Origin of the sequence: Solwaraspora sp. WMMD406 (assembly GCF_029626025.1) — a bacterium.
GTDB lineage: Bacteria > Actinomycetota > Actinomycetes > Mycobacteriales > Micromonosporaceae > Micromonospora_E.
In genome coordinates this window covers 3,688,535-3,703,558 of record NZ_JARUBF010000001.1, presented here as the reverse complement: position 1 = coordinate 3,703,558, position 15,024 = coordinate 3,688,535, and the positions used below count along the sequence as shown (strand labels likewise).

At 71.5% G+C, this 15,024-nt stretch carries 8 protein-coding genes; 7 read left to right on the top strand and 1 reads right to left on the bottom strand.

Features of this window, described 5'->3' with window-relative positions:
• Positions 1-243 precede the first annotated feature (243 nt).
• From O7632_RS16545 to O7632_RS16515, 7 genes are all read left to right on the top strand, one after another.
• Positions 244-1,386, top strand: a complete 1,143-nt coding sequence (locus O7632_RS16545; RefSeq protein WP_278115386.1) for a tetratricopeptide repeat protein — start codon at positions 244-246, stop codon at positions 1,384-1,386.
• 384 nt (positions 1,387-1,770) lie between these two features.
• Complete coding sequence (locus O7632_RS16540; RefSeq protein WP_278120105.1) at positions 1,771-4,395, top strand: fibronectin type III domain-containing protein; 2,625 nt, start codon at positions 1,771-1,773, stop codon at positions 4,393-4,395.
• A gap of 35 nt (positions 4,396-4,430) precedes the next feature.
• Positions 4,431-5,450, top strand: coding sequence for a MoxR family ATPase (locus O7632_RS16535; RefSeq protein WP_278115383.1), 1,020 nt, complete (start codon positions 4,431-4,433; stop codon positions 5,448-5,450).
• An 11-nt stretch (positions 5,451-5,461) separates the two neighbouring features.
• A complete protein-coding gene (locus tag O7632_RS16530) occupies positions 5,462-6,736 on the top strand; it encodes a DUF58 domain-containing protein (RefSeq protein WP_278115381.1) in 1,275 nt (424 codons plus the stop codon).
• Positions 6,733-9,102, top strand: coding sequence for a transglutaminase domain-containing protein (locus tag O7632_RS16525; RefSeq protein ID WP_278115380.1), 2,370 nt, complete (start codon positions 6,733-6,735; stop codon positions 9,100-9,102). The genes O7632_RS16530 and O7632_RS16525 overlap by 4 nt, the downstream gene beginning before the upstream one ends.
• Positions 9,103-9,133: 31 nt before the next feature.
• Positions 9,134-9,904 carry a DUF3159 domain-containing protein gene (locus tag O7632_RS16520; protein ID WP_278115378.1) on the top strand — a complete coding sequence of 257 codons (771 nt, stop codon included), beginning with the start codon at positions 9,134-9,136 and terminating at the stop codon, positions 9,902-9,904.
• A 286-nt stretch (positions 9,905-10,190) separates the two neighbouring features.
• On the top strand, positions 10,191-11,225 hold the full coding sequence (locus tag O7632_RS16515; protein WP_278115377.1) for a hypothetical protein: 1,035 nt from the start codon (positions 10,191-10,193) through the stop codon (positions 11,223-11,225).
• A 256-nt stretch (positions 11,226-11,481) separates the two neighbouring features.
• On the opposite strand, the gene O7632_RS16510 is transcribed toward O7632_RS16515, so the two are convergent.
• Positions 11,482-14,397: a glycoside hydrolase family 48 protein gene (locus O7632_RS16510; RefSeq protein ID WP_278115375.1), complete on the bottom strand. Its 2,916-nt coding sequence runs from the start codon at positions 14,395-14,397 to the stop codon at positions 11,482-11,484.
• Between the last annotated feature and the right edge of the window lie 627 nt (positions 14,398-15,024).

Genomic DNA, 15,024 nt, shown 5'->3' with positions numbered 1-15,024 from the left:
GGTGCTGGCCGCCGGAGGATCCACCGTTACGGCAGCTAGGAGCGAATATTTTCCATCAATAGATGTCACTCCTCGGAGAAACCTAACGGCGCTCAGTTACGGTCGTGTGAACGTTCTTGACCAATTACCTTGACTTGCCTGAGTCAGCACTCGGGCATCTGCCCGACGGCCGACGGATTACGACATCGATCACGGATAATCCCAACTGACCCTGTGGGACTGATCACATCGGACCGTTATGCCGTGACAGTTCTCCGGATCAGCGATATAAGACGCGACACGGTGCCCGGCACGCTGGCGCGTCCGACGTCCGGCCGGCAGCATGGCGGGGTGACCCAGCCAGCACTACTCGCTTCGGTACGCGACAACGCCGTCGCGCTACACGACGCCGGGGATCTCGTCGCCGCCATCGACTACCTGACCCGGGCGTTGGAGTCGGCCCGCGCCGCCTTCGGTGACGACGAGCCCGAGGTCCTGAACACCGCCCGGCTCCTCGCGCGACTGCACCGTCGCGCCGACGATCCGGCGGCGGCCCGGCGAATCCTCGAAGAGGCCTTGGCCGGGGGCGAGATCCGGCTCGGCGGACACCACCCGGCGATGCTCACCATCAGTTACGACCTCGGCGAGATAGCCGAGGAACTCGGCAACCGCCACGAGGCTCGACGCAACTTCGGCCGGGTCGTGGCGGCCGGACCGGCCGTCCTCGGCGCCGATCACCGGCTGGTCGCCGCCGCGCGTGACCACCTTGCCCGATCGACTGCCGAGACCCTGACCGGCCCGGTTCCGGACCCGATGACCGGTCCGGCGGTAACCGACCACCTCGCCTACCCACCGGCCGCACCGGCACCGGCCGCCCAGCGACCATCCACCCGGCGACCGTCCACCCAGGAACCGGCCGCGCCCGACGCGACACCGATGATCGTGACCACCTCCACGAGCCCGGCGGTGAACCGGACGCTGCCGACCCTCGTGGCGGCGGGCTCCGCGGCCGCAGCCGTCCTCGCCGCCGCGGTGGCGGTCGTGGTCGGCGTCGTGGTCCTGTTCGACGGTGAACGATCGACCCCCCGGCGGGACCCGGCCCCGAACCCGCCAGCGGCCGCCGGCGACCCGCCGACGGAGGTGGCACTCACCGACGACGGCGTGGCGGTCACCCTCACCTGGACCGACCCGACCGCCGGTTCGGTGCCCTTCATCGTCGCCAGCGGACGCGCCGGCGCACAACTCGGCGCGCTGGCCACGATCAATCCCGGTCAGACTCTGTTCACCATCAACGGCCTCAGTCCCGACCTCGACTACTGTTTCGCGGTGCTGGCCGTCTACTCGACCGACGAATACGCCCCGTCGGCCCAGGTGTGCACCGACCGCAACGCCGCCCGCACCGACTAGCGCAGGTTCGCATCCGCCGATCATGGTCAATTCGATCGCCCGGTTCGGTGGCGACGACCTGCGGATACATGAAGAAGCGTCGCTGTCGTCGGCCCTCGGCGCCTCCGTTGTCCACAGCCCACCGGACGCGGTTTCTTCATCCGCTGGTAGCGCCATAAGATGGCGTCCGGTCCGCTGGCGACAGTCGACCGGTGACAGCGTGTACAGGCAGCGGCGGTTCGAGCAGGCGACGGCACCGTCGAAGCATTCGGGTGGGAGAGGCGGCCGGCTGTGGCCACCACGGACAGCAGCACCAGGAAATCGACCGAAAAGGCCAGACCGCGTCCGTTACGCGGTCGCGGCGTCGTGGTCACCGCCGGCACCGTGGCCGCCCTGGTCGCCGGGATGGGCCTGACCGTACTCGGGCTCGGTGCCGCCGACCACGCGGTCGCCGGCTACGACGCCAGTTCGTGGCTGTGGAGCTCGACGAGGGGCGAACTCGCCCGGGTCAACGGACTGACCGGCCGGGTGGACACCCGGGTGGAGGTCGCCGAGTCACGCAGCCACCGGACGCACGTCGTGCAGACCGACCAGTTCCTCGTCCTGCGTGACCTGGCCACCGGCCAGATCAGTTCGCTCAACCTCGCCACCTTGCAGATCGGCGCGACCACCCGCAGCACCACCGGGCTCGGCGTCAGCGTCGCGATGCACGACGACGCGGCCTTCGTCATCGACGCGGTCCAGGGCGTCGTCCGGCAACTGGATCCACGGTCGCTGCGGCCCGTCGGCGAAGCGATCCACTATCCGCCCGGCATCACCGGTGGCGCGTTCGACGGCGACGGCCGGCTCTGGATCGGCGTACCCAGCGAAGGAACCGTCTCGGCGATCACCGCCGCGCCGCTGCCGGAGACTCCCGACACCTCGGCGACGATCAGCGGCGACGATCCGGCGGGCCCGACGGCGGCCGGCCCGACGGCGGCCGGCCCGACGGCGGCCGGCCCGACGGCGGCCGGCCCGACGGCGGCCGGCCCGGACGCCAGTGGCGCCGGACCGGCGCTGATCCGCACCGTGGCCGTCGCGCCACCCAGCAACGAACTGACGATCTCGGCGCTCGACGACGGTGTAGCGGTGCTCAACCGTACCGCCGGGGTGTTGACCGTGCTGCGCGGCGACGAACGGCGACAGGTCCCACTGGACCTGCGCGGACCGGGGATCATGCCGTCCCGGTCGGTCGGCGCGCAGGTGGCGGTCACCGACCCGGACGCCCGGCGGGTGCTGCTGGTCAGCGACGACGAGATCCGCGAGTTCGCGGTACCCGGCAGCGGCACGGCGTTGCGGGCCGCTGTCAGCTGGGCGGGTCGGATCTACTGCGCGGACGAACGAGCCGGGCAGATCCACACGTTCACCGAGTCCGGCGAGCCGCTACCCGCGATCGCCTTCTCGCACCCCAGCGGCCCACTCGACCTAGAGGTCCGGGAGAACCACCTGTTCATCAACGCGCCCGACTCGGCCACCGCCCGGGTGGTGACCGACGACCACGAGGTGCGTGAGGTCGACAAGTACGCCAACGACATCCTGGGCGGCGATCCGCCGCCGGTCCCGCCACCTCCACCACCGCCGGTCGAACCGACCGTCGGCCCTCCTGGCGCGCCCCGCGACGTCACCGCCGCCGCTGGCGACGCCAGCGCCCGGGTCAGCTGGCGGGCGGCATCGGCCAACGGCGCCAGCATCATCCGGTACGTCGTCGAAGGTGCCGGACAGGTCTTCGACGTCGGAGCGAACCAACGGTCCTTCGACGTGACCGGGCTGACCAACGGCGAGACTTATCGGTTCTCGGTGTACGCGGTCAACGCGGAAGGAGCCGGTCCCGCCCGCCGGTCCAACCCGGTGACCCCGACCGCCGAGGTCCCCGACGCCCCGCCGAGCGTCACGGCGCAGGCCCGACCGGACGGTACGGTCGCGGTGAGCTGGGCGGCGGCGAACGGTCGGGGCGCCGCCATCGCAGCGTACACCGTGACCGCGATCTCCGCCGAGTCGGCCGCCGCCGTCGGCGATTCCACCAGCACCGAACTCGTGCTTCCGGCCGGCGCTTTGACCTACGGCACGCAGTACGCCTTCACCGTCGTGGCGACCAACGACCGGGGCGCCAACTCGGAGCCGTCACCGCTGAGCGAGACGGTGGTGCCGTACGCCGCTCCGGGCGAGCCGGGACAGCTGCAGGCGTCCACGGTGGCCGACCAGCGGGGCGCGATCCGGGTCACCTGGTCACCAGCGGTGGAGAACGGCCGCCCGGTGACCGGCTACGTGGTCGTCGTCGGCGACCGACGTATCGAGGTCTCCGGAGCCACCGAGACGACTGTCACCGGCCTCGGCGACGGAGCGAACGTCGAGGTGAGCGTGCTGGCGGTGAACGAGGCGGGCGACGGGCCGGCGGCGCGTACCACGGCCCGGACCGTCGCCGTCGCCCAGGTGATGGTGACCGGTGCCACCGCCGACGCTACCTCGGTGACCCTCACCTTCACCGTCGACGCCGGTGGCGGCCAGGTGACCTGCAGTGCACTGGCCGACGGCGGCCAGCCGGTGGCCGGCGCCTGCGACTCGATCCGGGTCACCGGGCTCTACCCGGGTCGGCCGTACAACTTCACCGTACGGGCCACCAACGCCGCCGGGACCGGCAGCGCCACGCACTCCCGGTCCACCGCCGACCTGATCGGCGTGGCCACCTGCGTCAACGGGCCCGACGGCGCGCAACGCACCTACTGCGACGATGACGTGGCCGGGCGCAACGGCAACGAGATCTTCGCCGTACCGGAGCAGGACAACGACCGGCAGGTCGGCTGGGTACCCAACGGCACCCGGCTGACCGCGCTGTGCCGGCGAGCCGGTGAACACGTCGACGCCTGGATCTACAACGGCCACAAGGCGAGCACTTGGTGGATCCGGGTCGAGTACGAGGGGCAGAACTACATTCCCTGGGCCTGGCTCAATCTGCCGGGCGACGACGACCTCGACGTCCTGCCCAGCTGCTGACCCGCCCTGCCCGACCGCCGAGGAGACCGACCGCAGTGACAGCGACCGCGCCCCTGACCCCGTCCGAGGTGCAGGGCTTCGCCTCGATCGCCGCACGCCTCGCCGACGGGATATCCACCGTCGTCCTGGGCAAGCCCCAGGTCGTACGGCTGGCGTTGACCGCGTTGTTCGCCCAGGGACACGTCCTGCTGGAGGACGTGCCCGGGGTGGGCAAGACGACGCTGGCCCGGGCGATCGCGGCCACCGTGCACGGGCACTGGCGACGGATCCAGTTCACGCCGGACCTGCTGCCCTCCGACGTCTCCGGGGTCACCATTTTCAACCAGTCCACCCAGGGCTTCGAGTTCCATCCCGGGCCGGTGTTCGCCAACATCGTGATCGCCGACGAGATCAACCGGGCGTCGCCGAAGACCCAGTCAGCGCTGCTGGAGGTGATGGAGGAACGCACCGTCACCGTCGACGGGATCCGGCACCCGGTGCCCCGACCGTTCCTGGTGGTCGCGACCCAGAACCCGGTCGAGATGGACGGCACCTACCGGCTGCCCGAGGCGCAACTCGACCGGTTCCTGGTCCGATTGTCGGTCGGCTACCCCGACGAGCAGACCGAAATCGAGGTGCTGCGCGGCGCGACGATCCGGTCACCGGAGGCGCTCGACCCGGTGACCGACACCGCCACCGTCGGCGAACTGATCCGGATGGCGCAGCGGGTCCACATCGCCGACCCGCTCTACGGCTACGCGGTGCGGCTGGCCACCGCCACCCGGACCCACCCCCAGGTACGGGTGGGCGTGAGCCCACGCGGCGTGATCGCGCTGACCAGGGCGGCCTGCGCGTACGCGTTGACCGACGGTCGTGGCTACGTCCTGCCCGAAGACCTCAAGGCACTGGTGGAGCCGGTCTTCGCCCACCGGGTCCTGCTCACCTCCGACGCACGGCTGCGCGGGGCGAGCGCGAGCGAGGTGCTCGCCGAGGCGGTGGGCTCGGTGCCGGTGCCGCTGCCGGCCGGCCGGCCCGCGCCCACGTCCCCGCCAGCGCCGACCCCGGCGCCCGCCTGACCGCCGCGCCGATGATCATCACTGCCCGCTGCCTCGGTCTGGTCGTCGCCGCCGCGCTGCTCACCACCATCGGCTCCGTCCTGGGATATCCGGAACTCGCGTTGCTCGGCACCGCCGGCCTGACCGCCGTCGCCTACGCGGTGGGTCACGTGCTGTGGCAGCCGCGGTTCGCGGTCAGCCGCAGCGCGGCACCCGACCGGGTCGATCGCGGTGCGGCCTGTGTGGTGACCCTCGTGGTCCGACCGGTCCGGCGGTGGGGGGCGGTCACCGTACTCACCGAGGAACGCTGCGGCCCGGACTGGCTTCCGGTTCCCCTGGTACGGCTGGCCACCGGCGCGCGGACCACCGTGCGCTATCCGGTGCCGACCGACCGGCGCGGGGTGTTGACGATCGGGCCGCTGCGGGTACGGCGCCAGGATCCGTTCGGGCTGATGTCGTTCGCCCGTACGCACGGCGACCCGATCCAGGTGTGGGTTCGGCCCCGCGTGCATCCGATGGACGCCGTACCGGTCGGCAGTACCCGCAGCCTCGACGGTCAGGCGGACCAGGTGCCGCACGGCACCATCACCTTCGACTCGTTGCGCGAGTACGTCGTCGGCGACGAGTTGCGACGGGTGCACTGGCGCACCACGGCACGGGTGGGTCGGTTGATGGTCCGGGAACACGTGGACACCAGCCTGCCGCGCCTGGTGCTGCTGCTGGACAACCGGGCGGTCGCGCATCCGGACGTACGCGACGGCGGGTCGGCCACGTTCGAGGCGGCCTGCGAGGCGGTCGCCTCGGTGGTCGCCGCCGCGATCCGGGCCGACCTGCCGGTGGCGCTGCGGATGGTGGTCGACGCACCCGACGTCGGCCCTCCCGCCGCGCGGCCCACGACACCGACCCGGAACAGCGTCGCCGCGTCAGCGGCCAGTCGGCACCCGTTGGACCGGCTGGCCGAGGTGTCGCTGGTCGCCACCGACCGGCTCGCCGGTCCGGACCGGCTGGTCGAGGTGTGCGACCAGCTCCGCGACCTGCGGCCGGGCGACACGCTGGTCTTCGTCACCGGGCCCGGGGACGCCGACGCGGTGGCCCGGGTCGGCGCGCTGCGGGGCGCGTTCGCCTCGGTCCTGGTCGGGCGGATCACCGGAGCCGACCCGCCGACCGCCGGCTCCCCCGGCCCCGGCCCGGCGGCTGGTCCGGGCGCGGCGGCCCGGACGGTGGATCAGGTGGCGGGCGTGCTGGTGCTGGAGGCGGCCGACGGTGCCGAGTTCGCCGCCGGCTGGGATTCCGTGGGCGTACGGTGAACGCCGCACGGCTGGCCGGGTCGGCCCGACGGGTCGGCGTACCGGTGGTGTTGATCGCCCTGATCACGACGTCCGCGACGCTGCTCGGGCGGATCTACGACGGCCCTGTCCTGGTCTGGCTGATGACCGGGGCGGGGATCGGCGCGGTCGGAGTCGGCATGCTCGCCCGGCGGCTACCCAACTGGCAGGTGGCACCACTGTCGGTGGCGTCGATGACCGGCTATCTGCTGGTCGTCGGCTGGTGGTCGGCACGGCGCGCGGGACTGCCCGGTCCGGTCGCGCCGCTGCTGGCGGAGGCCGCCGCCAACGGGATCCCCCGGTTGCTGACCGCGATGATCCCGATGGAACCGGTGCCCGACACGGTGCTCGTCCCGGTGGTGGCCGCCTGGCTGGCCGGATTCACCGCGACCGAGATCGCCGTGCGTGCCGGCCGGGTGCTGCTCGGCTACCTGCCACCGCTGCTGCTGTTCGGCGCCGGGGTCTTCGTGGTCGGCCCGAACGCCGACCCGGCCGGCTGGCCCGGTCTGGCGTTCGCCGTCGCGGCGGCGATCGGACTGGCCGTCACCGGGCACCCGGCACCGGTGGTGGCGGCGCCGACCGCGCACCCGGCGGAGCACCCGGTACCGGCCGAGGCGCCACGCGGTCCGCTGGCCCGGCTCCGGCGTCGGGCGACGATGGCTTCCCTGGCCGGCGTGATCGGCGTCCTGGTGGTGGTGATGCTGATCGCGCCGGTGCTACTGACCCGGATCGCCACGACGTCGGTCGATCCACGTCGCTATGTCACGCCGCCGGCGGTGGACTCCCTGGACGAGAACCCGTTGACCCGGATCTCCGGCTGGGCGCTCAATCCGGACCAGCCGTTGTTCGACGTACGGGTCGCGTCGGAACCGTCGGCACCGGCGGCGGCCGACCCGCGACCGGCTACCACGCCGGGTGACCGGTCGCTGCGCCTACGGTTGGCGGTGCTGCACGACTACGACGGGGTCACCTGGCGGGTCGGCGGCACCTACCGCAACGCCGGGCGGGTCCTGCCGCCGCCGGCGTCGGTGACGATCGACGACGATCCGGCCGAGTTGTCCGAGTTGTCTGGCGACGCCGTCCGGCAGGAGGTCACCATCGGTGAGCTCTCCGGTCGGTTGCTACCGGCCGCCGCAACCGCGGTTCGCGTCGACGGCCTTCGGGTGGCGTACGACGCCGACAGCGGCACACTGATCCATCCGGACGGACTCTCCCCCGGTCTGGCCTACACGGTCGGCTCGGTTCCGCCGCGTCCGGCGCTGAACACTCTGACCACCGCAGACGTTCCGGCCGGCGAGACGGTGGCTCGTACGGTACGGGTGGCCGATGGCGTGCCGGCTGACCTGCGGCGGTTGGCCGGCGAGCTGGCGCGGGACAACGGTGCCCCCTACCAGCGGGCGCTGGCCATCGAGCAGTTTCTCGCCGACCACTATCGACTGGTCGCCGACGCGCCGAGCGGTCATGCGTACCCGAATCTTGAGTTCTTCCTGCTGGGTCCCCGCGACGCCGGCGGCCAGCGGGGCACCTCGGAGCAGTTCGCCGCCGCGTACGCGGTCCTCGGCCGGCTGATGGGGCTGCCGACGCGGGTCGTCGTCGGCTTCGTCGGGCCGCCTGGTGGCGGCACCGTGTACGGCGTCGACGCGGTCGCCTGGCCCGAGGTGCTGTTCGCCGGGATCGGCTGGGTCGCCTTCGATCCGCTGCCCCGCCCGGACGCGACGCCCCAGCCGGTCGAGGAGGAGTTCCGGCCGTTGCCCGACGAGTCGACTCCACCACCGACCCCGGCTCCGTTGGCGGCGGTGGAGCCGGACCCGACACCAGCGCCGGAGGCCGCCACGGCACCGCCGTCGCGCCGGGCACCGCCCGGATGGCTGATCGGCATGACTGGTGGCCTGGTCCCGCTGCTCGGCGTGGCGGGGTGGGCGGTCGCCGTACCGGCGCTGCGGCGGCGGTTGCGCCGGCATCGGCTGACCGACGGCGAACCGGCCGACCGAATCGCCGGCGCCTGGCTGGAGGTACTCGACGCGCTGCGGCTGGCCGGGCATCCCGCCGGACCGCAGCTGTCGGCGACCGAGGTGTCGCGACACGCGGACGCGGTGCCGGCCGCCGGTGCCGACCCACCGTCGCTGGACGAGCTGTCGCGGTTGGTCAACGTCAGCGCGTTCGCGCCAGGTCAGGCCGACGAGGCGCAGGCCGCGCGGGCCGGCGATCTGGCGGCGGGTTACGTCACGGCCCTGCGGCAGGGACGATCGTGGTGGCGCCGCCTGGTCTGGTCGCTGCGTCCGGGTCCGCTGCGCTGGCGACGGCGGACCGGCCGACCAGCCCGACCCACCGAACCGAAACTCGGTTAGGCTCGCCTAAGGTGATCAGTGGGAGGCGGACATGGCGCGGCGGGCCCCTGACGATGTCCGTGCGGAGTCACTCACCCAGCTGCTGGGTGGGCGGCGTGGTGCGATCGACGCCACGCTGCCGCCGGTAGCCTTCGGGGTCGGCTGGTGGCTCGGCGGCCAGTCGATCTGGCCCGGTGTGGTCGCCGCCCTGGTGGTCGGCGGGATCATCGCCGTCGTACGCCTCCGGCGCGGCGACCGACCCCGGTCGGTGCTGATCGGCCTACTCGCCGTCTGCGTGGCCGCGCTGATCGTCCTGCGCACCGGCCGGGCCAGCGATTTCTTCCTGCTCCAGCTGTTGTCCAATGCCGCCAGCGCGCTGGTGTGGATGGTCAGCATCGCGGTCCGCTGGCCGCTGCTGGGGGTGGTGGTGGGCACGATGCTGGGTCAACGCGCCCGATGGCGTCGGGATCCGGCACTGTTGCGGGCCTACGGCCGGGGCAGTTGGATCTGGGTCAGCCAGTACGTGATCCGGGTGGCCGTCTTCGTCCCCCTCTATCTGGCCGACCAGGTAATGGCGTTGGTGGTGGCCCGCGCCGCGCTCACCTGGCCGCTGGTCGCGGCGTGTCTCGCGGTCAGTTGGTGGGTCATCCAGCGGGCACTTCCGCCTGGTCATCCCGGTCTGCGGCATCCGCAGGTTCCCACCGCACCGCCGTCGATGCCGGCAGGTCCGGCGACCGGGGCCGGGTACACAGCGGGAGAGGCCGCCACGGGGAAGCAGCCTCTCCCGGGTCCGACGCTACCCTCGGGGCAGCCGGAACGGTGATCTCCACCGCTGGATGCAGCCGGGCACCTGACCTGCTCGAACTGTCTGGCGAGGACTGACGGGCCGACCTACCGAGCCGGGTCGGCTTCCCGTCTGACCCACCATGGTCCGCCGGTGACTAGAGTGACCACGCTGTCTTCGGACGTACCCGTACAAGGAGGCCGGCGTCGCTGTGGCACAGGAACATACCGAACCTGCCGGCACGACCGAGCGCGATGAACCAGATACCGAACGCGACGGTTCGGTCACTGAACCTGCGGATCCACCAGCGATCGAGCAACCCACCGTGGAACTCGCGGTCATCGCGGACCGGTCGGCGATCGACGCCGCCACGCAGGCCACTGTCGAACAGCCCGTCATCCGACCGAGAACCCGGTCGGCGACGAGCGGCCAGGACACCAGCGGATTCGACGAACCGACCGCCGAGCAGCCGGTGCTGCGGCCCCGCTCGGCACCGCCGCTCAGGCCAGCCGATGGACCGACCGGCCCCGATCCGACCCGGCCGCGCGAAGGACTTCGAGTCGCCCCGTGGGTGAACGGCAGCGGCGACGCCGCCACCGTCGAATTCGGCGGCGCGGTGGGCGACGGGACGGACGGTGGAGCTGCCGGCGGGACGGACGACGTGGCGGCGGAGCACCGCGCGCCCGACGCCCCCGCGCCAGCGTCGACGCCGCAGCCACCCCGGGCTCCTGTCGACGAGCCGGACCGATTCCTTGACGTCGCCCGCCGGTACGGCTGGCTGGTCGCGGCCGGCGGAGTCGCCGCGGTGGTCCTGCTCTGCTCTGCCCCGTTCGTCTCCGGAAGCGGGCTGCTGTGGAGTCCGGCCGACTCCTCCGACGTCCTGACACCGGTCAGTCCATCGGCACCCGACGACGCCACCGCGGCACCGCCGACGCCGACGCCGTCACCGACTCCGACAGTGGACGCGCCGGCCTCCGGGGTCGGGTCCGACGGCGGGCAGGTGCCAGCCGACCAGCCGCGTACGGCGCCCGCACCGTCCACTCCGGCGACCAGCGCCGCCCCGACTCCGGTGGCGACCACCCCGGCCGCGCCGGTCGAACCGGTGCTGCTCGGACCGGCGAGCAACGAGGAGCTCTACCCGATCCTCGACGGCTACTGCAAGGACGAGTACGGCTGGCAGTCGATGGCCCGGTTGCGGGACTGGCCCGGTCCGGCGCAGGACAACTGGCGCTGTACCCGACGCGGCGAGGATCCGGTGATCGACGTGGCACGCGCCTGCGCCCGGCGGTACGGCGGCGAGGTGACCGCCGCCGCTCTGGACGACCGCGACGCGTTCAGCTGGCGCTGCTACCGCCGCTGAGCGGGAGAACCTGCCTGAGACAGGGGTGTGGCGGGCCGGCCCGGATCGCTGCGTTGGCCAATCCGGGCCGACCCACCACGGGCGGGCCTGACCGTGGGAATCAGGCCGTCTGGGCGGTGCGGCATCGGGACTCGGGGAGCCCGACGCCGCACCGGTGCGGTGGTGCGGTGGTACCTAATGGAGCTGGTGGAACGGTTCAGGCGTGTTCAGGGTGTCCGGGGGGACGGGGCCGGCCGCCCACCCGGACACCGGTCCATCAGGCGTCCGGGAACAGGTGACCGAAGTCGGCGTACGCCATCGCCAGGTCGGCCTGTGCCCAGAACCGGTGGTAGCGGAACTCGGGCTCCGGCCCACCGTTGAGGTACGCCTCGACCTTCGGCCAGTCCGGGTCGTCCAGGTAGAACGAGCGGATGTCGAGGAAGCTGGCACCCGGCTCGATCACGTCGCCGTTGGGCATGGTCCCGGACCAGCCGTTCGGGACGTAGAGGCCCTGCTGGGTGGAGGCGTTGTAGACGTCGTCGAAGCGACGGTAATCGCCCCGCGTCTCCACCGTGGAGGAGCCCTGGGCGTCGGCGTTGGCGTACAACGCGTCCAGCAGGCCCTTGGCGGTGTCGCGCGCCTCGGTGTCGCCGGAGGCGGCCGCGTACCACATCAGGGTCCGGGCGTACGCCGAGGCGACACCGACGTCCTGACCGGTACCGACGACCTCGACGTGCAGGTTGTTGTTGGCGCCCGGGTTGGTCGGGTTCCAGGTGTCCGGCGCGCCGGTCCACTCCATGGTCGACGGGATCGAGAAGTCCCCGCCGGTGCCGATCTCGGTGTGCGAGATGGCCCACGGCACCCACTTGTCGAGGATCCGCTTGGCCCGGGCGTCACCGGTGACGTAGTAGACCTCGGCGACCCGCTGCAGCGACCAGACCTGCATGCCGAACCACTCGTTGCTGCCCGGGTCGTGGTAGACCGGGTGCTCCGTGTAGTACATGCCGTAGAAGGTCGGGGTGCCGGCCGGCGGCTGGGCGTACGAGCCGTTCCAGCTGTTGGTGGCACCACCGGCGATCGCGCCCTCAGCGGACTGCAGCCACTCGTAGAACTCCATCTGCCGGGTGAAGCTCTGGGTCCAGTCCTGAACGGCGGTGGCGCCACGCGGACGCAACTCGGGAACGTTGGTCAGCGCCCAGGCCGCGAACGGGTTCTGGTAGCCGAAGTGGTTGTGGCTGGAGCCGATCCGCCACGACCACGCCGCCGAGGTGTCGGTCGCGCCACCCCAGGCGTAGTACCAGGACATCAGGTAGTGCGCGGAGTCCTTTCCGGTGCCGGCCGGGCAGCTGGTCGCGCCGACACAGTTACCGATCCGCTTGAAGTACTTGTCGAACATCGCGTACCGCAGGTAGTCACCCATCCGGGCGGCCTTGGCGATGGTCTGCGCGATCTCGTCCTCGTTGCCCTGCTCCTCGGCCCAGATCAGCGCCCAGTAGGCGGCCTGGATGGCCCGGGCGTCGGCGTCGGGGGCGTTGGTGTACTTCCACTGCGAGGCCGGAGCGTTGTCCTCCGCCACGAACAGGTCGAGGTAGCCGTTGGGGCCGCCGTGGACCTTGGTGTCGCAGGACGGCTGCGGCACGGTCTCCCAGACCGACTCCTGCGGGCCGCGCTGGAAGGTGTTGATGTACGCCGGGCGGGTGGTGCCGTCGCCACAGTGGCCGAAGCCGTACACGTTGTCGACGTCGAGCAGCCAGTGCATGCCGTAGATTTCACCGGTGCCGTAGGCCGACTGCAGTTCGTTGCGCAGCGGGTCGGTGCCGACCGGCACGTTCTGGTTGAGCCGGGACGGGTACTGGTTGGGCTGCAGGTACTCGGCGGCGTACTGCGCGGTGCCGGCGACGCCAGCGGTCGGCTGGTCGGCGGTGCCCGGGATGATGTACTGCTCCATCACGGTCCACGCGTTGTTGAACGGCGCCCAGTTCTCGGTCACCCGGCCGTAGTTGGCCTCCAGCCAGATCCAGAAGCTGAACGCCTCGGAGGTGGTCTCGTGGCCGTGGTCGGGCGCCTCGACGATCAGCGTCTCGATCGAGTGGTACGGCACGCCCTCGGGGCTGAAGTAGCCCGAGTTCTTGATCTTGCCGTACTGCTCCAGGAAGCGCTCGATGTACTCGTTGTCGCCGCCACCGGGCGAGTCGTTGTCCATCTCGGTGACCACGATGGCCAAGGGGGCCAGTCCACTCGCCGTGGCGGTGATCGTGGCCGTACCACTGACCGTGTCGCTGTCCTCGGCGGCCGAAACCGTGACCGTCGCCCCGGTGTTCCAGTTGCTCGGGGTGAGGGTGACCGACGACGGCGTACGGGTGATGCTGCTGTCACCGGAGATCGCCAGGCTGACCGGGACGTTGCCGGTCGGCGCGGAGCTCAGCCGCAGGTTGAAGGTGGCGCTGCCGCCCTCCTCGACGCTCACCGACGACGGGGTGGCCACCAGGGTCGGTCCGGGGTTGGCCTGGCCGACGGTGAACGCGCGTTCGGCGGTGGCGCTGGCACCGGCGTTGTCGTACGCCCTGGCCTGCACCGTGTAGTTGCCGGCCGGCAGGTCTTCCAGCACGTACTGGTACGGGCTGGTGGTGTCGGTGTTGACCAGCAGGCCGTTGCGGTAGAACTCGAGCCGGGCGATGGTGCCGTCGGGGTCGCTGGCGGTGGCGGTCAGCGGCACGTCGGCAGGTGCCACGAACGGGCCGGCCGGGACGGTCAGACCGACGGTCGGCGGCTGGTTCTGCTGCGCGCCGTTGCAGGTCACGCCGTTGATGGAGAACGATGTCGGCTTGGGGTTGGACCCGGTGTGCGAACCGTTGAAGCCGATGTTCGTGGACTGACCGGTGGCCAGGTTGCCGTTCCAGGCGGCGTTGGTGGCGGTCACCACGTTGCCGGACTGTGTCCAGTTGGCCGACCAGCCCTGGGTCACCCGCTGACTGCCGGGAAATTCGAAACGCAAGGTCCAACCGGTGAGGGGGTCACCGAGGTTCTCGATCGTCACGTTGGCGGTGAAGCCGTTGTTCCAGTCGTTGGTCGCATAGACGACGTTGCAGGCGGTGGCCGCGTTGGCGACGCCGGGGACGACGGCGACACCTCCGACGACCATCACGCCGGCGGCGAGTATCGCCAGCCGTCGTCTCGTCGCGGTCAATCTCATGTGCGGGGTTCTCCTCGCGAACCAGGCCGAGTCGAACAGGGGTACGCCTCGGCTTGGCGCCTTATGCGCGGTGGGCGATGTCGTGGAGCAGCGCGTGGGACGCATGGCGCCGGATGTGTGGGGACCCGTCCCGGACCGGGGATGCCTAACGACGGAGTGCGCCGCAGCGGCGGCTCCGGTTGACTGCGACGCGCCGTCCCGACCTGTGGTCGGCTGCCCTCGGCGGCCCGCTTCGCGCGGTCTGTTGGCTCCCACCCGCGATGGTCGCCAGTGTTACATGGGAGCGCTCCCGCAGCAAGTGTCCCGCCGATGGCATCTCCGCTGAGCCTCGGTGGAACAGCTCTGACCTGCCACGATGACCGACAGGCCCACCGTGCGACCCGACACCGACCGACGACGACATGTTTCGATCTCGTTTTGGGTCTTTCACAAACCCGTGACGGAGACTACAGTCCAAAACCAACGTCGATGGGAGCGCTTCCATCGATGGAAGTAGCAACGTGGCAGAGGACAACATCATGTCTGCGGTGGACCGCCGCCCCGGCGGGGGCACACCGCTACGGTCGGACAGCTGTCGACGGGCCAGCCCGGACTTTCGTCGACGGCTCGAGACACCACCGCGAGAGG